The 18,619-nt window shown below is 63.6% G+C and carries 12 protein-coding genes and 1 pseudogene; 4 read left to right on the forward strand and 9 right to left on the reverse strand.

Annotation, left to right across the window (positions count from 1 at the left end; all coding sequences use genetic code 11):
- Window positions 1-95 precede the first annotated feature (95 nt).
- The 3 genes from BLS26_RS09440 to BLS26_RS09450 form a co-directional block, all read right to left on the reverse strand.
- Window positions 96-1,706, reverse strand: a complete 1,611-nt coding sequence (locus tag BLS26_RS09440; RefSeq protein ID WP_092510420.1) for a porin — start codon at window positions 1,704-1,706, stop codon at window positions 96-98.
- Between the two features lie 384 nt (window positions 1,707-2,090).
- Window positions 2,091-5,759, reverse strand: a complete 3,669-nt coding sequence (locus BLS26_RS09445; protein WP_092510422.1) for an AsmA-like C-terminal region-containing protein — start codon at window positions 5,757-5,759, stop codon at window positions 2,091-2,093.
- 161 nt (window positions 5,760-5,920) lie between these two features.
- Entirely contained in the window at window positions 5,921-7,153 is a 1,233-nt protein-coding gene (locus BLS26_RS09450; RefSeq protein ID WP_092510424.1) for a cytochrome P450, read from the reverse strand.
- Between the two features lie 113 nt (window positions 7,154-7,266).
- On the opposite strand from BLS26_RS09450, the gene BLS26_RS09455 reads away from it, so the two are divergent.
- Window positions 7,267-7,875 (forward strand): TetR/AcrR family transcriptional regulator, encoded by a 609-nt coding sequence (locus tag BLS26_RS09455; RefSeq protein WP_074817935.1) that lies wholly within the window; start codon window positions 7,267-7,269, stop codon window positions 7,873-7,875.
- 104 nt (window positions 7,876-7,979) lie between these two features.
- On the opposite strand, the gene BLS26_RS09460 is transcribed toward BLS26_RS09455, so the two are convergent.
- Window positions 7,980-8,876 (reverse strand): LysR family transcriptional regulator, encoded by an 897-nt coding sequence (locus BLS26_RS09460; RefSeq protein ID WP_074817937.1) that lies wholly within the window; start codon window positions 8,874-8,876, stop codon window positions 7,980-7,982.
- A gap of 278 nt (window positions 8,877-9,154) precedes the next feature.
- Between BLS26_RS09460 and BLS26_RS09465 the strand changes: the two genes are divergently transcribed.
- From BLS26_RS09465 to BLS26_RS37190, 3 genes and pseudogenes are all read left to right on the forward strand, one after another.
- On the forward strand, window positions 9,155-9,889 hold the full coding sequence (locus BLS26_RS09465) for an SDR family NAD(P)-dependent oxidoreductase (RefSeq protein ID WP_092510425.1): 735 nt from the start codon (window positions 9,155-9,157) through the stop codon (window positions 9,887-9,889).
- A gap of 30 nt (window positions 9,890-9,919) precedes the next feature.
- Complete coding sequence (locus tag BLS26_RS09470; RefSeq protein ID WP_092510427.1) at window positions 9,920-10,336, forward strand: nuclear transport factor 2 family protein; 417 nt, start codon at window positions 9,920-9,922, stop codon at window positions 10,334-10,336.
- A 107-nt stretch (window positions 10,337-10,443) separates the two neighbouring features.
- Window positions 10,444-11,048 (forward strand): annotated as a pseudogene (locus tag BLS26_RS37190) (methyltransferase).
- A gap of 91 nt (window positions 11,049-11,139) precedes the next feature.
- Here BLS26_RS37190 and BLS26_RS09480 read toward each other — a convergent pair.
- From BLS26_RS09480 to BLS26_RS09500, 5 genes are all read right to left on the reverse strand, one after another.
- On the reverse strand, window positions 11,140-12,429 hold the full coding sequence (locus BLS26_RS09480; protein WP_092517868.1) for an MFS transporter: 1,290 nt from the start codon (window positions 12,427-12,429) through the stop codon (window positions 11,140-11,142).
- 76 nt (window positions 12,430-12,505) lie between these two features.
- Entirely contained in the window at window positions 12,506-13,483 is a 978-nt protein-coding gene (locus BLS26_RS09485; RefSeq protein ID WP_092510429.1) for a hydroxyacid dehydrogenase, read from the reverse strand.
- Window positions 13,484-13,501: 18 nt separating this feature from the next.
- Window positions 13,502-15,355 (reverse strand): TRAP transporter large permease subunit, encoded by a 1,854-nt coding sequence (locus BLS26_RS09490; protein WP_092510431.1) that lies wholly within the window; start codon window positions 15,353-15,355, stop codon window positions 13,502-13,504.
- 10 nt (window positions 15,356-15,365) lie between these two features.
- Window positions 15,366-16,397, reverse strand: coding sequence for a TRAP transporter substrate-binding protein (locus BLS26_RS09495; protein ID WP_092510433.1), 1,032 nt, complete (start codon window positions 16,395-16,397; stop codon window positions 15,366-15,368).
- 101 nt (window positions 16,398-16,498) lie between these two features.
- Window positions 16,499-18,547 (reverse strand): adenylate/guanylate cyclase domain-containing protein, encoded by a 2,049-nt coding sequence (locus tag BLS26_RS09500; RefSeq protein WP_092510435.1) that lies wholly within the window; start codon window positions 18,545-18,547, stop codon window positions 16,499-16,501.
- Window positions 18,548-18,619: the final 72 nt, after the last annotated feature.

An 18,619-nucleotide genomic window follows, 5' to 3' on the forward strand; every position in this document is an offset into this window, starting at 1 on the left:
CGGTAAAATCAATTTTTCCCGCAGCCGTCGATCGTTCCAAAACGACAAAGGGGCACTCGTTGCCGAGTTCCCCTTCGTCAACATTGTTCGACGTCCTAGAAGTTGAACGTCATACCCGTGGTCGCGGCTCTGATGGTAGCGCCGCCGATCGTATTGTTGCCCGCGTCGCGGCTGCAAACCTGATAGCCATGGCCGCTGGCGCCGAGGCAGTAGTGCGCGCCGGGACCTTGTCTGAGCTCGGAACCGACGATGTACCAGCTGGCCCAGTCGTTGAAGTAGTAACGCGCGCCCAATGCGTACTGGCTGGCCGAATCGTCGAACTGATTTCCTTGCAAGGTTGCCGCCGGCGCAAGCACCGGATCATTGACGCTCAACATCGCGGGATTGCCAGGGGTTCTAAAGGCATGCGCATAGGAAGCGCTGAGAGCCCATTGACCGATGCGTTGCGTGGCGCTGGCGAACACGCCATCGCGTGACCGCTCATTGAAAGGCTGCTCAATCGCAGTGACCTCGCGCCGTATCCACTCGTAGTAGGCGCTTAGCTGGAGATCGCCGAGGCCATCATTGAAGTGAACACCACCGCCGAGTTTTGCGGCCCACTCGTTATGAACGCCCGTGAGAACTTGAGATCCGTCGGCCAAAAAGACCGGCGCAAACAATTGCGGTTGAGTACCGTCATCGCCACGGCGGTTGACCTGCTCATGGAGTTCGTAGGCGGCGATCGCCATCCATGGACCATTCTTGTAGGTCAAAGAAGCGCTATAGGCATTGCCGAAGGAACCATCGGTGCAGCCGTTGCCGCCGAGGTTGCCGGCCACGGCGCCGCCGGTGCCAGGGAAGTTGCTGCCGCTTCCTCGCGTCGATGCGCCATTACACTGGAAAAGGTCACCGTACGAATAATCGCTGTTGTCCTTGGCGTAGTTCTGCCCCGGTGAGGCCAGCGCGCTGAGCTGGAAACCGTTCCAGATCGGCGACTCGTACCAGACCGCGTGATTCATTCGCCAATCGAACTCGGCCCTGTTGTCGCCGCCGGTGTTTCCCATGATGGAGTTATAATCGCCGAGGGTACGGGAGAACGGGTCCATCGAGGCGGTGGCTTTCTTGTAAGGCGTATCGGTCTTGCCAGCCTTGATGGCGCCCCATGCTCCCTCCACACCGAGGAAGCTGTCGCGCGTCCCGAATGCTGCGCGCTCGGTTGGGGCCGAAGCTATGTCGACTTGTGATTCCAATTGCGCCACGACCGACATGCCTTCCCAGCCATAGGGGGCCAGGTTGTGCCGTACGCGAATGCCGAAACTGGAAGTATTGCTCGAGATTCCGAGTTTTGTGCCCTGATCATAGACCGATGGATTGAAGATATCCCCGGACACATCGACCGATCCGTAAAGCGTGACGGTGGTGTTATCGAGCAATGGTCCCAGAGGACCCGCCTTGACGGGGATGCCGCCGATGGTCCGCGTCGCTGGCGCAGGGGCCGGCGAGGTCGCCACGGCAGCATGAACAACAGGATTGCTCTTCGCTACCGGCTTGCCGGATGCATCCAGTTTCGGCGCACCGTACACTTTCTCGCGGAGTTGAGCGTTTTCCTTCTCGAGTTTGTCGAGCCGCCGCATCACATCCTCGAGTGTTGCAGATCGGGCAGTACCACTGAACGAAAGCAGGCATAGCGCGGCGCAAGCCGTGCTCGAAAGGAGCTTATTTCTCATGGCGTATCCCCACGCTTCAAACCCGATTCAACCTCGGGGCGAAGGGAGCGTAATGTATACCAAATACCAATGTGAAGGGTTGGACACCCACTTAATGAAATATTCGTGATCTGAGACAAAAAAGGTACATTGATACTATTGCAGTGCAGCATAATGTCGCACCTTCGACCTGTATGCCAAATTCCTGAGAAATCGTCTGTCGTTACTCCAAGGTCGATAGTGCAACTGCTTCTTTTGATTTCGTCATGAGCAATTTTTAGTTGCAAACGCAGACCGACCGGCGCCCGCACCGGACGAAATCAGCGGCAATCAGCCTCATGTCCGCATTGTCAGGCCGCCTCTGTTCGGGCAGCGCTGATTCTGTCCATCACGGTTACGTCGAATCTAGAATGCCGGCCGCGGCGGCGGATTGGCCACTTGCGGCGTCAGCGCCAGCGGCGGCCTTGGTTTCGGCCTTGCGGGGCCCGGCGCCGGCCTCACCTCGATCGGTGGCGGCAGCGGCGCGACTTGCTGCTGGCCTGTCACCGGCGCGGGCGCGGCGGCAGCGGGCGGCGCGGCTTGCGGTCGCGGCGCGGCGACCTTGGGCTTTGCCGGAAGCCTGCGCCGATCGCGGCCGGGCAACGGCACCTGCGTCCGCGGTTCGCTTGGCTGGACCGCTTGCGGTGCCGGCGATGGCGCATCCTCCTGCGGCGGCAGCAACAGCGGCGCAGGCGCAGGCGGCGGCGGTTCGCCGCGCTCGATGGCATCGAGCCGTTTGGTCTCGTGATCGATCGCCCGCACCGAGAGCCACGACGACAACGCGGCAACATCGACGCTTCGGCTGAGCGCGTCAGGCGTGCCGACGGCAAACAATTGAATCTCGGGGCGGCCGGCCGTCGTCGTTAACGCAAGGGCCGCGCGAACATCGGCCTGGTCGGCGGGAATATCGTAGCCGCCGGAGACGATTGCCCTCACCCCGTTGGCATCAAGCGTGGTGGCGCCGACCCTGATGCGGCCATCCCTGATGTTGAACGGGACCTGCGCCGATGCGATCGACAAGACTCCCGCCGCCAATGCCGGCTCGACGATCTGCTTCAATCTGGCGTCATCCTTTGCCTGCCCGCTGTCGCTGGCGCGGACCGCCGCGTCGAAGGCGCGCGGATCGAGGCCGGCGATCTTCGCGGATTCCAGCGTCACCGTTCCGCTGCCGGTCAGCGCGCCCGACAGCGCCGAGGCACTGCGGCCCTGGCTGGCCAGCGTCATCTGCAGCGAGGCGCGGCCGGCCGGCATCGCGAGATTGCGATAACGCAGCGCCGCGCCGTCGACGCGGTTGAGCTGGACGCTCGCATTCATGGCAATGCCGTCGGCGCTTTGCCTGGTGTCGATATTGGCGCTGGCTTCGCCACCGCCGATCTTGCCCTTGATGGTATCGAACGTCAGCGACTGGCCGTCGCTCTTGACCACACCGCTGATCGGCTGCAACTCGCTGCCGCCCGGCAGCAGACCGCGCAAGGCCTGGAACGCGATCTTGCCGCGCCAGCCCTTCACCAGGCCGGCACTGAGCGGCTCGGCCGCATCATGCCCGGCCGCACCGATCGCCAGCGCGAAAGCCGGCGCCAGCGCCAGTTGATCGAGACCGATTTCACCTTCGATACTCTTCTCATCGCCAAGTGCGACCGCGACGCGCCCGCGCAACCGCGAACCGGCGATGGTGCTGTCGAGATCGTCAAAGGTCAGCCTGTTGCCCGCGAGCGAGACGCGCGAGGTGAGAGCGATGTTCTGCGCCAGCGGGTCTGATGGCTTGAGGTCAAGCAGCGGTCCGAGATCGGCGCTGCGAACTCTGAGATTGAGACTGGCCTTGGCGTCCTGCGCCCACGGCTCCGCGGAACCATCCGCTTCGGCATCCAGTCCCACGCCTGAGATCTTGGCCTTCAGCCGCAACGGTGCGCCCCATGCACCCGCGGCCGAGCCTTCGAACTGTGCCGGCCCCTCGCCCGCCGTAATGACGCGATCGATGCCGAGCAGCGCCAGCAGGGCGTGGCCCTGCGTCGACGACAAATTTGACTCGATCCCGAGCTCGCTGCGGCTAAGTGCTGCGAGATCGATGCCGTGGATCGCCGCGACGGGCGGCTTTGCGGTGATGGTGGTGATGCCCTTGAGCAGCGGCGCGTCGACATCGACAACGGCACGCGCATTGGCGCGATCAGCCTGTGTCGTGTTCTTGTCGAGATCAAGCGCGAGCTTCAGGCGCGCAGGCCCGGGAGCGGAGCCCATCGCGTTGAACCGGGCGACCAGCGCCGGTGCAAACGGCGCGATCAGGGTTGTGAGCTGACCGAGCGAGGCGGCGCTGGAATCGATTTTCAGCTTTCCGATCGCGTTGACGCGGTCGAAATTAGCAGCGCCTTCCAGCATCACGCTGTCGGGCCGGCCGACCTTCAGCTGCTCGAGCGAGAACGATTTCGGCCCGTAGCCGAGCTTGGCAAGCAGCGGACGCAATTCCTGACCGGCCGAAATGGCGGTCCCGATATCGAGCGCGAGCGCGCCTTCGTCCGGCCAATCGCCCTGCGGTCCCGCCAGCGAGCGGACGAACGCCGTGGCCGCATCGATATCCAGCCGTTCCGCCTTCAATTGCGCATCGACCTTGGAGCCGCTGTTGGCCTGGCGGTGCGACACCGCAATCCGCCCTTCGACGGCGCCGCCGTCGATATCAGCCTTCAAGGCGTCGAAGGTGAATCCGTCCGCTCCGATGGTGACGTCGCTGCGCAGCCGCAGCGGCTTTTGGCTGCGATAGGCGGCGTCGCCGCGGCCTTGCAACCAGGTCATCAATGCATCGGGATCGGTGGAGTCGATGCTGAGCGCGGCCTTGAATTGACCGGGCGCGGCGCTCTTGGCGCTGGCTTCGCTGAGTGAGACCCGCGTCGTGCCAGGGGCGCGAAACTCCAGTTTATGGACGCTCCAGGTGCTGGCATTGCCATGCAGTTCGGCCGCGATGTCCTGCAGCGGACGGCCGCCCAGCATCACCTGCTCGGTGGAGAGTTCGACTTGCGCCGGGATCGGCGCCGGCGGAATAGAAGCGATCAGCGTCCGCAGCGCCGGCCATGCGCGGACCGGCTCAGTGGAATTGTCCTTGCTGACGAACCTGTCGGCATCGAGCTGTCGCGCCGACAGCACCGCATGCAACTGCGGCGAGGCGCCGAAGCGAATGTCGCCGGTGCCGGCGAGCTTCAACGCGCGCTCGTCGCCTCCCAAGGTAAGTTCGATCTGTTCAAGCCGGGCCGCCGCGTAGTCGGTCTTGATCTTCGCCGTGATCCGCCACGGCGGTTCGTTACCTCCACCTTTTTGGCCGACCGGCGTCGCCAGCGTCACCGCGCCGTCGAAACGCGGCGCGCGGGCGTCGAAATTCAGGACACCGTCGAGATCGGCCGCGAACGCGCGCTGGCCCGGATCGATATTGAGGTGAAGGCGTGTGCCGTTGCCGTCGGGTCCTAATCCTGAGGAAACCCGAAACGGATAGCGCGTACCCCCGAGCATGAAGTTGCCGTCGCCGCGAAGCGCGCCGGCGGCGAGCGAGCGCACGTCGCCGCTGAAGGCGATGCCGTTCAGTTCGAGTGTGCTGCGGCTGGCCGCATCGTGCAGCGCGATCCGGCCGGTGAGATTCAGGCGATCGATTGCCAGCGAACCGAGATTGAAGGTGCCGGTCGAGGCCGGCCAGTCGACCCGCCCCTTCGGATCGAGACCGAGATCGAGCGACATGCCGTTGATGGTCAGTTCGGTGGCGCGCCATTCGCCGCGCATCAGCGAACCCAGGCTGAATTCGACGTCGAGCGTGTCGGCGCGCACCTTGCCGAGGTCGTTGGCGCCACCGACCACCACCGAGCGCAGCTGCAGCGACGGCGCCGGCAGCAGCCGGGCGTCAAGCTTGCCGCCGACGCGAACCTGGGCGCCGATAATTCGCGTCGCCTCGGCCTCGAACTGCGGCCTGAACTGGCTCCAGTCGATGAAATACGGCCCGACCAGCGCGGCTATCAGCGCGAGAATGAAGGCAATTGCCAGGCCGAGCAGCGTCGTCTGCACGGTGTCTCCCCTTGAACGGCCCCGGCACATGGCCGCGCGAAGCCGAACCGGCGCCGGAGCAAGTCAATATATAGAGACAAGTATGGCGAAGTCACAGCAACATCGCGAGAGCCCCGGTTCTGAAATACAGAACCAGGACTCGTTTCCAGGGCGAGCCGGACTTACCAGCTCGCGGGCAGACGCTTCAGGCCGCGCAGCACGAAGGTCGGACGCCACTCCGGATTGACCGCGTCATCGAGCCGCAGGTCCGGCAGGCGGCGCAGCAGGGTCGCAATCGCGATCTCGGCCTCGATCCGCGCCAGCTGGGCGCCGAGGCAGAAGTGAATGCCGCCGCCAAAGGACAGCGGCCTGACGTTCGGCCGGGTGATATCGAGACGCTCCGGGTGATCAGGATAAACCGCGGGATCGTGGTTGGCCGAGCCCAGCAGACACAGCACGCTTTCGCCCTTGGGGATCCGCTTGCCGCCGAGATCCTCGATGTCTTCCAGCGCCACCCGGCCGGTCAGTTGCACCGAGGAATCGTAACGCAGGAATTCCTCGATGGCGTTGGTGATGAGCTCAGGCCTGGCCTTCAGCAGCGCGAGCTGGTCGGGATTGCGGTACAGCGCCAGCAGGCCGTTGCCGATCAGGTTGACCGTGGTCTCGTGGCCGGCACCGAACAGCAGGATGATGTTGGCGGTCAGCTCCTCGTTGGAAAGCTTGCTGCCGTCTTCTTCGGCTTGCACCAGTTGCGTGATCAGGTCGTCGCCAGGGGTCTTGCGCCGCAACTCGAACAGTTGCTGGAAATACATCGCCGCCATGGCGTTGCCGGCGTTGCCCTGCTTGATCTCATCCGGTGTCAATGGCACTGGATCGAGCAACCGCCCGCCGTCGCGCGAGCTTGAATAGAACACCTCGCGATGCTCCTCGGGAATTCCGAGCATGTCGCAGATGATGGTAACCGGCAGGCGGAACGCATAATCCTCGATCAGATCCATCTTGCCCTGCGGGATGATGCGATCGAGCGTTTCGTCGACAATGTGCTGGATGCGCGGGCGCATGTCCTCGACCCGGCGTGCCGTGAACGCCTTCACCACCAGCCCGCGCAGGCGGGTGTGGTCGGGCGGATCCTGCTGCAGCATCCAGTGGCTCATGCTGCGGAACACCGGCTCTTCCATGATTTTCGGGCCGTAGCGCCGGATCGTGCGCTCGACATAGTCCTTGCCGAAGCGCTTGTCGCGCAGCACGAGGCTGGCCTCGGCATGTCGGCTGGCGACGAACGAGCCGAGCGGCGTCAGATGCACTGGATCGGTGGTCCGTAACCGCTCGTAATGCGGGTAGGGATTTTTGATGAACTCGGGCGACAGCGGATTGAACAGCGGCGCGCCATTCCCAGTCTGAACATGCTCGTTCATGGTGACCTCAATGAGTTACCGCGGTGTATCTTGCCGGTATCGGCGACGTCATTCGGAAAACTGCAACTCGATACACTCTTGTATCGAGTTGCATTCTGCCCTAAATTGCCAGGATGTCAAGAGTCCGAACCCGACCCACACGGGATGATACCCGCGAAAAGCTGTTCGAGGCGGCTGCCCGCGTCTGCGAGGAACAGGGCATCGGCGGCGCCAGCATCGAGGATATCGCGGCCGCGGCAGGTTTTACGCGCGGGGCGTTCTACTCGAACTTCAAGAGCAAGGACGAGCTGGTCATCGCGATGATGGAGGAGCACGTCGAACAATCCATACGACGCATGCACGAGCTGCTGGCTGAGCATAAAACCCTTCCGGATTTCATCAACGCACTCCGGAACATGGACCGCAGCAAGCAGGATCCGCTCGGCCGCTCGCCCCTGCTGCATATGGAGATGATCCTGTTCGTGGCGCGCGCCGAAAAGCGCCGGCCCGAACTCGCCAAGCGGCTACGTGCCCGGCGAAAACTGATCGCGGACATCGTCGAGACGACGGCGAAGAACAGCGGCAAGAACGGAATTCTGAATCCGGCCTGGGTCGGCGCGGTCGTGCTGGCGCTGGAAGACGGTTTTCGTTTGCACCGCCTGATCGATCCGGAGACGCCGGCCGACAGTTTTTTGCGCGCCATCGCCGACCTGCAGCGAGCGATCGGGATACCATCGTCGTAACGAAGTGTTCGAAAATCTTCGTTCACAAAGTGTGAGTTCGGGCGTGTGCTCGCTGCGGGATGTGCGCTCGCAGGCACTTGCCGTCGATGGCGAACTGCTGCAGATCAGTCACGCGATACAGACTGCCCCGCGAAAAGCGGAGCGTACGCAGCGAGCCTGCGGGATACGAACTCCGTGAAGAGCCGCACGCGCTTCGTCTTGCGCGTCTCTCCCTGTGTCAGAAGCCAGAGCGTTCCGTACATGTGCAGGCCGGTGCCCGGCACCCTCACTAGCAGGGAGTCGGCATCTCCGACGAAGCACGGCAGTGTCGTGATCCCGAGCCCTTGCCGTACAGCAACGATCTGCGCCTCGGCGTCCGTGACCCTGAATGGAACCCCTGTGGTGCGAACCTCACCCTCGCTGGCCCAACCCGGAATTCCATGAATACTTATGACGATCCACCGGATGGGATCAGGCGCGCCCGCACGCCACGCGGCCAGTCGATCGCGAGACATGTAGACGCCGCCGAACAGTTCCGGTCCCTTCATGCCGTGAAGATTGAGCGGCAGGGTTTTGCGGTCGTAGACGACGCGGATCGCGACGTCGGCCTCTCGGTTGGTCAGATTTGCCAGCTCGCCGAACGACAAGATGTCCATCTCGATGTCCGGATGCAGACGCGCGAAATCGGCGAAATCCGGCATGAGCAGGTGTGTCGCGAGGGGCGGCGCCAGCGTCACCCGCAGAAGCCCGCGCACGCTCTGGTCGCGCCCGAAGACGCGCGTCTCCAGCAGGTGCGACGACGCTTCCATCTGGTCCGCGAACTCGAGGACCTCCTCGCCCGCAGCCGTCAGGCGGTAGCCCGAAGGAAGCTTTTCGAACATGTGGACCCCGAGGCGTTCCTCGAGCTGGGCGATGCGCCGCAGCACGGTCGCGTGGTTCACACCGAGGCGCTCGGCGGCCGCCCGCACCGAGCCTCCGCGCGCGACGGCAAGAAAGTAGCGAACGTCATCCCAATCGATCATGGTGCAATCCCGCACCGCGCAGTGCGCCTTCCAAAGCCCGTATCTAACACATTGAACAGCGGTACGGGCTGAAATCATGGCCTATGCCAGGCAAGCACGGCGCAATTCCGAACGGCGGACACCGATCGTCGCGGCTGGTGTCGGTCGTCCGGCCGGATCGATTTCGCACCACCGATGTGCGCGTTTCCGCACTCAACGCCTGACCCCGGCGGACCTATGTCGAGGTTCTCGGGGGCGTCCCCGAACGACCAGAGGCGGAAGCCTGGAAGGAAGAAGTCATGGGAAAGCTTGAAGGTAAGGTTGCAGTCATCACGGGTGGATCGAGCGGCATGGCGCTGGCGAGCGCCCAGCAATTCGTCGAAGAAGGCGCCCATGTTTTCATCACGGGCCGGAGACAGGAGGCACTGGACGAGGCCGTCAAGCTGATCGGCCGAAACGTGACCGGCGTGCGCGGCGACGCGGCCAATCTCGACGACCTCGACCGTCTGTTCGACACGGTCAAGCGGGAAAAGGGCAGGATCGACATCCTGTACGCGAGCGCCGGCACGGGCGAAGCCGTCCCACTGGGCGAGATTACCGAGCAGCATTTCGATACGACCTTCGGCCTGAATACGCGCGGCACGCTGTTTACGGTCCAGAAGGCGCTGCCGCTGTTCAACGATGGCGGATCGATCTTCATGACTGGGTCAGTTGCTTCGATCAAAGGTTTTCCTGGTTACAGCGTGTATGCGGCGAGCAAGGCGGCGCTGCACGCATTCGCACGCGGGTGGCTCAACGAACTCAAGGGCAGGAATATCCGGGTGAACGTGCTGCACCCAGGTCCGATCGCCACACCGATGCAGGACCAGGTTCTCACCGAGGAAGCGAAGCGGATGTTCGAATCCCTGATCCCGCGGGGAAAGATGGGTCGTCCCGAGGAAATTGCGGCAGCCGCGCTGTTTCTTGCTTCAGACGATTCGAGCTTCGTGAACGGGGTGGAGTTGTCCGTCGACGGCGGCTTCTCGGCCATCTGAATTCGCGCCGAGCGAAAACGGAGAGATACGATGAGCACTGAAGAGAATGTCAAGCTTGTGAAGAATTTCTTTGCAGCCATGGGCAGCAGCAACGCGCGCGATCTGCTGGCGTTGGCTGCCGAAGATATCGAGTGGATCATTCCGGGCGAAGGCTGGCCGCTGGCAGGCACGCACCGCGGGCACGCGGAGTTGGCGGCTGTGCTCAAGAAGGCGTCCGAAGAGGTGGAAACGCAATACCCGAAGCCCCCCGAATTCGTGGCGCAGGGAGACCGGGTTATGGTCGTCGGCGTCGCTACAGGAAAAATCAAAGCCACGAATAGGCCGTTCAAGGACGAGTGGGTCTTCGACATTACCATTCGAGACGGCAAAGTCGCCCACATCCAGGAGTACATCGACACGCAAGCACTGGCGCGGGCCTCCGAGGTGGACGCGTCCGGGCTGCCGTAGCGCTGGCCGTCTGCGGCCATCGGTTCGGGGTCGGCGGTGAATGAGCCGTAGATCGCCCCCTCGCACGCCGCGCACTCGTCGAATTCCCAATCGTAAAGGAGATCCCGATGTACGACCAATCCAAGCTATCCGAGTTAATCCGGTTCGCACGCGTCGATGCGGGCTCCACCGTCATCGACGTTTACCCAGGCGACGGCGACTGGACCCGTCTCTTCTCCGACATCGTGGGACCCGAAGGACGAGTCTACAGCTTCGTGCCAGCCGAAGTCGCCCACTTCAAGAACGATCCGGTCGGCCGCATGCGGACGCTTGCGACGGAGCCGGACCGAGAGAACGTCGAAGCCGTCTCGGCGGACCTCGTGGCGATGCCGGAGGCCGCGCAACCAGCGGATGTCCTGTGGCTGCATCTGTTCTACCACGATCTCCACACCGCGCTGATCCAGGCCAGGGGCGCGACGGCGGCCCAGTTCAATCGAGCCGTCTACGAGCGGCTGAAGCCCGGTGGGTCCTACGTCATCGTAGACCACGCCGCCGCCGTCGGCGCAGGCATGAGCCAGCATCCGTTCGTGCGGAGGTGGAGGCGGCCGGCTTCGTACTGGACGCGGAAAGCACCATGCTCGCGAACAAGGACGATCCGCACTCGATCAAGGTGTTCGATCCCTCGATCAAGGGCGAGACCGATCGCTTCGCCTATCGGTTCGTAAAGCCCTGAGAGGTCCCCGCGCCGACTTCATGTCGACCTCTCGATGGGTGCAAGACAGCCAATCGGTCAGCAATGTCCCCGGGTAACACAAACGAAAAAATCAGACATCTCGCACCTTATACATCTGGCCGGCGACCGCCCTCACCTTGCGCGGCGACGCCTGCCAGATCGCGATCGCCGACAAGAGGCTCACGGCAATACCGATCGCAAAGGCCAGCGTGTAGCTGCCGGCAAGGTCGTACAGCACGCCGGTCGCCCACGGACCGGCAGCGCCGCCCGCCAACGCGGCCAGCATGATGGTGCCGAAAATGCTGCCATAGTGCCTGCCCTGAAAGATTTCGAGCACCACCGCGCCCATGATCGAGGTCAGCCCGTAGCCGAGCGCGCCCTGGGTGAAGATCATCAGGTAGACCAGCGGCAGCACCGGCGCATATTTCAGCCCGATCAACGCCGCGAAGCAGATGGCAAAGCCGAAGCAACTGATGGCCCAGATCCATTCCCGCCCGATTCGATCAGACAGATGCCCGAGCCAGATCTGGCCGGGAATGCCGAGCAGGCTGACCACGCCGAGCGCCCAGACCGCGACGTTCGGGCTGAAACCGATATCGAGCAGGAATTTGGTCTGGTGCACCTGCACCGCGTACCAGATGTACAGGCCGCAGAAATAACCAAGCGCGATCCACCAGAAGCGCGCGGTGCGCAACGCGCGCGCCAGCGTCCAGTCGGTGCCGGCCCAAACCGGATCGACGACGTTGGAGACCGGTTTTGCCGATGTCGCAGTTGGCGCAGCGTCGCCGTCCGGCAATAGGCCGATGTCTTCCGGCTTCTTGCGCAGCAGCAGGTTGATCGGCGCAAGGGCTACGAGCACCAGGATGCCCATCGCGGTGCAGGCGGTGCGCCAGCCGGTCTGCTCGATCATGTGCTGCACCCACGGCAACAGGGTCACCGAGCCGATGCCGACGCCGGCGAACGCCAGCCCCATCGCGAGACCGCGGCGGCGGATGAACCAGTTCGGCAGAAACAGCGATTGCCCGGAATAGCCGAGGCAGACGCTGCCGGCGCCGACCATCACGCCGATGGTCAGATACAGATGCCAGGGCTGCGTCGTCAGCGGGGCCAGCAGCAAGCCACCGCCCATCAGCGCGACGCCGAGTTCCATCACCCCACGCGGGCCGAAGCGATCCATCATGCGACCGATCAGCGGGCTGACCGCGCCGGAAACCACAAAGCCAAAAGAGAAGGCGCCCGCGGTGACGCCGCGCTCCCAACCGAACTCGCCGATGATTGGCGGAAAGAACAGCGAGAACGCGGTGCGCGCATTGACGCCGATCGCCATGGTGACGAACGTCACCGCGACGATCGTCCAGCCGTAGAAGAAGGGAAGTCGCATCAGCGGGAATTCCATTGCTGACCCTGTGGAGCGGGTCATCCGATCAACATTACGCTGACATCCGCGCCTCGAAGTTTCAAGGCCGCCGCGTCCAGTTCGCGGCATTGACCGCACCGACCGGAATCTCACCGGCAACAATCTTCTCGACCTGGCGTACCGTTTCCAGCGACTGGCTTTCGATCGCCGGCGGCGTCAGGCCGCCGATATGCGGCGTCGCGATCACGTTCGGCAGCTTTGCCAGTTCCAGCGTCGGCATCTGGTCCAGTGCGCGGCCGACATCCATCGCCGCACCGGCAATGCGCTTCTCGCGCAACGCCGCCGACAATGCCGCCTCGTCGACGAGATTGCCGCGCGACAGGTTGATAAAGAAGGCGTGCGGCTGCATCCGCGCCAGCGCCGCCTCTCCGATCAGGTTCTCGGTCTTCTCATTGGCGACCGCGAGGCAGACGACGAAGTCGGCCTGACTCAAGAGATCGTCGAGCGGCAGGTGCCGGATCGCAGCATCGTCGACGGTCGCAAAGGGATCGGCGACCAGAATCTCCATGCCCAGCACTTTGGCGATCCCTGCGAGATAGCGACCGATGCTGCCGTAACCGATGATGCCAAGGCGGCTGCCGGCCAGTTGCCGGCCCATCACGATCGCGGGCTTGCGCCCGGCATGATAGTCGGCGCTGGCGCGCGAAACGCCGCGCGACAGATCGACCATGAAGCCGATTGCCAGTTCCGCGACCGACTGGACGAAGCCGGGCCCGGCCTGCGTCACCAGCACACCGGCCGCTGAGGCAGCGCCGACATCGATATTGCGGATATCGACCGCGCAACGGACAAAGGCGCGCAGATTGGGCAGTCTCGGGAAAATCTCGCTGGGTCCGGCGGTGAGTCGGTCGGCAACGATAATATCGACATCGCGTGCCGCCGCGATCAGGCCGATCGCATCCAGGGCCGCGTCGGACTGATGCAGCTTAACGTCAGCGACAGCTTGCAGCCCGACCAGGCTGCGCTCGCCGTAATATTGCGCTCGCGCCTGCGGCGTATGCGTGAGCAGAACTTTCACGTCAGTACCCCAAGCACTTCAATAACCCAAGGCGCGCGGCAGCGCCGTGCTGATCGCCGGCACGAATGCGATCACCAGCAGGCACAGCAGCAGCAGGCCGAGATAGCCCAGGATCGGCTTGATGGTCTGCTCGATCGGCACGTTGCCGATCAGGCAGGCGCCATAGAGCCCGAGGCCGAGCGGCGGCGCAAACAGGCCGAGCCCCATCGAAATCACAAGCACGACGCCGAAATGCAGGGGATCGATGCCGAGCTTGACCGCCACCGGCAGCAGCAGCGGCCCGAAGATGATCAGCGCCGCGGCGCCTTCCAGGACCGAGCCCATCACGATCAGCACGACGATCGACAACAGCATGAACAGCCAGGTACCGTGCGATCCCGATAGCGACAGCATGAAGTCGCCGACCGCATGCGGCACCTGCTGCAGCGTCAGGATGAAGGCCAGCGATTGCGCGGCGGCGACGATGAACAGCACCAGCCCCGACCGCGTCGCCGACTGCACGAAACTGTGCGCGGCGGTTTTGAAACTAAGCTCGCGGAACACGATGCTGCCGATCACGATGGCATAGACCGCGGCAAAGGCCGAGATTTCGGTGGCGGTGGCAAAGCCGCTCTTGAAGCCGAAGAAGATCATGAAGATCAACCCGAACGAGGCGATCGCGCCGCTCCACAGGCCCGAAACCGGCGCCTGTGGCTCGGCGTCCTCTTCGGGTTCGGGACGCTTGCCGAGAATGATGCACAGCACGATCAGGGCCAGCGCCATCAGCCCGGCCGGCAGCAGGCCGGCGACAAAGAGACCGCCGATCGACAGGTTGGCGACGAAGCCGAGGATGATCAGGTTGATGCAGGGCGGGATGGTTTCGGCCATCACGGCCGACGCCGCCAGCAACGCCACGGCGCTGCCGGGGTTCTGCCGCGAGCGACGCGCCGCCGGAATCAGCACCGAGCCCACGGCGGCGACGTCGGCCATTTTGGAGCCGGAGATGCCGGAAAACAGCACCATCGACATCACCATGACGACGTTCAGCCCGCCGCGCATCCGCCCCACCGCGCGCTGCAGCAGTTCGATCAGCCGGACCGACATGCCGTTGGCTTCCATCAGGTAGCCGACCAGAATGAAGAACGGAATCGCGAGCAGCACGAAGTTGTCGATGCCGCGCGCCATCTGCTGCGCAAAGATGACGCCCGGCAGCGTGCCTTCGACCCAGATAAAGATCAGCGCCGCCAGCGCCAGCGCGAACCCGATCGGCAAGCCGCCCAACAGCGTGAGGAAGAAGCCGACCAACATCAGCGTGCTCGACGACGGCACCGAATCGGGGCTGAGAAAATCCCAGGCCAGATAGAGCCCGGCGATCGCAGCCGTTGCCACCAGCCCCGCAATCATCTCCCGAGCGGAACGCTTGCAAAAAATCTCGGCGGCGAACACCGTCATGAACAGCGCGCCGACGCCCATCGGATAGAACGTCCATTCCAGCGGCAGGCCGGAACCGGAGGTCTGCCCGGTGGTTAGCCAGCCCATCTTGATCGCGTTGAACGCGACATAGGCCGCGACAACCGTCACCAGCAGCGCCCCGATCGAATCGATCACGCGCCGGATTGCGGCCGGCAGCATGTCGACGAAGAATGCCACGCCAAGGTTTTCGGCGCGCGCCAGCGCGCTGGCGGCGCCAAAGAAGCTCGATCCGACCATCAGGCCGCGGGCGACGTCGTCGGCCCATTCGACCGGCGCGTTGAACAGGAAGCGCAGCAGCACCGAGACGCAGACAACCACGAGGTCGGCGACGAGCAGGATTGCCGCCACGGTGTCGCTCAACTGAAGAAGCGAAGCCGTGATCCGGCGGCCGCCGCTTGGCGCGGCTGCGGCGACTGACATCTCGCCTACCTCAAGCCTGCGTCGCGCGGATCATGTCCACCACGGGCTTCGCCTCGGGGCGGGCCTTGATGAAATTCTCGCTCTGGGGAGCAACGCGCTTGCGGAACGCCTCCTTGTCGCATTCGACGATGGTGACGCCCTTGTCGGCGAGGTTCTTCAGCGCTTCCTTTTCCATTTCGAGACCATGCGCGCGGGTGTCGACGGCGGCCTTTTTGGCCGCGTCGAGGAATCCTTCCCGCAGCTTCGGGTCCATCCGGTTGAAGGTCGCGTCGCTGAAATAGGTCGCGAGCGGCGAGAAATTATGCTGGGTCAGCGCGTAGTTCTTCGAAGTCTCGTAGAACTTGCTGGCAAGAATGGTCGGCGGATCGTGTTCCAGTCCGTCGAGCACGCCGGCCTGCAGCGCCGTGTAGATCTCGCCGAACGCCAGCGGCGTCGCAGCGGCGCCCATCAGGCGCAGACATTCGGTGATGACCGGGTTCGGCAGCGTCCTGATCTTGAGGCCGGCCAGATCTTCGGGGCCTTTGACGGGCTTCTTCGCCAGCACGCTGCGGGAGCCGAAATTATAGGCCCAGGAGATGATGCGGATATTGGCGCCCTTCAACAGCGCGTCCTCGATCGGCTTGGCGGCGCCGGCGTCGAACGCCTTGGTCTGCTGCGGAAAACTGGTGAAGAGATAACCGAGGTCGAAGGTGCCGACCAGCGGCACCAGATTGGCCGAGATCGACGAGCCCGAAACCATCAAATCAATCACGCCGAGCTTGACCGAATTGATGACGTCGATTTCCTGACCGAGCTGGTTGTCGGGAAAGAACGTGACCTCGATCTGCTCGCCGAGCCCGTTCGCCTTCAGGCTCTTGACCAGATTGTCGTAGTAGACACGGCCGTTGGCGTATTTGGGATCGTTCGGAAGCGACGACGAGCATTTGAGTTTCAGCGTGGCGGCCTCAGCGCGCCCGGTCAGGGCCGGTGCGGCGGCGAGCCAGGCGGTCGCGGCGACCGACGATTGCAGAACGACGCGACGATTGATCGGCTTCGACCCCATAACGCTCCTCCCGGTTCTTGTTGCGCCGCCGTCTTGTCGCGGCGAAGCTTGGCAACAGCTTAGTCACATTGCCCGACTAAGCAACCGGCAACGTTTTCCGCCTATTTGCTTTTCGCCACCGTCGTTCCGTCCCAGTCGTCGGCGGAAGGATTTTCGATCTGGTGCCGGCAGCGCTCGATCATCAGCGCCGACGCGGCATCGTCCTGGCGGATTTCCAGCACCTGCTCGAACGAGCTTATCGCAGCGGTGAAATCGCGCGCGCGCCAGGCGGCGAGGCCTTCCTCGTAACGGCTCACCCAGTCGCTCGCGCCGTCGAACGCGGCGCCAACGTCCCCCAGCAATTCGTAGATCTGCAGACCGCCGGCGCGTCCATAGACCGCAAGCCGGTCGAGTTCGCGCACGACGATGTGTTGCCCCGCCAGCCGGCGCGTTTCCGGGCCGATGATGATGGTCGAGCCATAGACCTTGTTGGTGCTTTCGAGGCGGCTCGCGATATTCACGGCATCACCGATCACGGTGTAATTGAGCCGGACTTCCGAGCCGATATTACCGACCAGCATGTCGCCGGAATTGATTCCGATCCTGATCTTGATGGGCTGGCCGTGGTCGTCGACCAGGCCCGCCTCCTCGACCGCGCGCCGGCACGCCAGCGCCGCGCGGCAGCAATCGACGGCGTGATCGGGATCGGGCGACGGCGCGCCCCAAAACGCCATCACGGCATCGCCGATGAACTTGTCGATGGTGCCGCCCTGGTTCTGGACCTGCATCGAGACCGCATCAAAATAGCGCGACAGCAGCGGAATGATGCGGTCGCCAAGCCGCTCCGACATGCCGGTGAACCCTGCGAGATCGATGAACATCACGCTCATCGGCCGCACCGCGCCGCCGAGACGCGCGCCGTTGCCGTCGCTGATCAACCGCTTCACCAGATCGGCCGGGATGTATTTCCGGAACGCCGCGAGCCCCTGCGCCATATCGCCGATGGCGCTGGACAGGTTCTCGATCTCGGTCAGCCGCGACGGATGCCGCTCCACTTTATCGAGATCGAACCGCTCGACATGGCGGATCTCGCCCACCACCTTGATCAGGGGGCCGGCAATCAGGCGCTGCGCCAGCCATGCCGACAATAGCCCGGCGAACACGATCAGCACCGCAAGGCCGATCAGCAAATTCCGGATCGTCATCTGCACCGGCCCGAGGAATTCCGACTCGGGCACGACGGTCACCAGCGACCAGCCCGGAAACGAGATCGGCGTCAGCACCGCCTGATAGGCTTTCCCGTCGCGCACCACCTGCCTGTGAAGGGGTTCGCCTTCGCCGGGCTGATAGGCATCGCCGGCCTCCCGCATCGCCGCCACCGCGACCGGAAACAACGCATGATCGGTTTTCAGCGCGTTCAGTTCGTTGGCGTCCGGGTCGGGAGCCGCGACCACATTGCCGTCCCGTTCGAGAATGAAAGCGCCGGCCGATTTCCCGACCGTGAGCTGCGACAGAAAATTCGAGACCCGCGTCAGTTCGATGATGATGGCGATGACGCCGGCGGGCTTCTGGTCGATTTCGATCGGCGCCGCGAACGCCGCCGCCAGCCTCGGGCCGGTGGGAAGCGCCGAAAACGTCGACCAATGTTCGTCGTTGCTGTCGATCGCGACCCGAAACCATTCCTGATTGGTGACGGAATAGTCGGTATCCTCGACCCGGCTGTTCTTGAGCTGCAGATCGTTGCCCACGAATTCGTAGCGATCGATCCGCATCTTGTGATCGGTATGGATCTCGATCATTTCGATCACGGCGTCGCCGAGCTTGTGTCCGGCGTAGAGCGATCCATCGGGCCATGCAAAGGCCACCCAGGAAATCGTCGGCTGCGACAGCAACTGCGACTGGAATACGAACTCGCGTTTGCGCATCTCGCGTGGATCGAACACTTTCCCGAGCAGCAGCGTCCGCACCGCCATCATCGACGACCGCGCCTCGGACGTGATCGACTGCAGTTCGTCGCCGACCGCAGACACGATCTGGTCGTTGATGGTATCGGCGAGGGTCTGGCTGACCCGCTGGGCGGTGCGCCACCACAACAGATGCACGCCGACGGCGCTGACGACGATAGACGTCAGGACCAGGGCCGAAATGGCGCTGCGGATGCCGATACGCATGGGGATCCTGGTTGGGGCTGGTGATCGCAATACGGAACGATAGTAGCGTTTGTTTCGCTATCTACGCTATCC

The sequence above is a fragment of the Afipia sp. GAS231 genome, from assembly GCF_900103365.1.
Taxonomy (GTDB): Bacteria; Pseudomonadota; Alphaproteobacteria; order Rhizobiales; family Xanthobacteraceae; genus Bradyrhizobium.

Coding starts and splice junctions, on each gene's coding strand:
- BLS26_RS09495 (WP_092510433.1), bottom strand. CDS start 16,397: ATGGGGTCGAAGCCGATCAATCGTCGCGTCGTTCTGCAATCGTCGGTC.
- BLS26_RS09490 (WP_092510431.1), bottom strand. CDS start 15,355: ATGTCAGTCGCCGCAGCCGCGCCAAGCGGCGGCCGCCGGATCACGGCT.
- BLS26_RS09440 (WP_092510420.1), bottom strand. CDS start 1,706: ATGAGAAATAAGCTCCTTTCGAGCACGGCTTGCGCCGCGCTATGCCTG.
- BLS26_RS09500 (WP_092510435.1), bottom strand. CDS start 18,547: ATGCGTATCGGCATCCGCAGCGCCATTTCGGCCCTGGTCCTGACGTCT.
- BLS26_RS09480 (WP_092517868.1), bottom strand. CDS start 12,429: ATGCGACTTCCCTTCTTCTACGGCTGGACGATCGTCGCGGTGACGTTC.
- BLS26_RS09455 (WP_074817935.1), top strand. CDS start 7,267: ATGTCAAGAGTCCGAACCCGACCCACACGGGATGATACCCGCGAAAAG.
- BLS26_RS09450 (WP_092510424.1), bottom strand. CDS start 7,153: ATGAACGAGCATGTTCAGACTGGGAATGGCGCGCCGCTGTTCAATCCG.
- BLS26_RS09460 (WP_074817937.1), bottom strand. CDS start 8,876: ATGATCGATTGGGATGACGTTCGCTACTTTCTTGCCGTCGCGCGCGGA.
- BLS26_RS09470 (WP_092510427.1), top strand. CDS start 9,920: ATGAGCACTGAAGAGAATGTCAAGCTTGTGAAGAATTTCTTTGCAGCC.
- BLS26_RS09465 (WP_092510425.1), top strand. CDS start 9,155: ATGGGAAAGCTTGAAGGTAAGGTTGCAGTCATCACGGGTGGATCGAGC.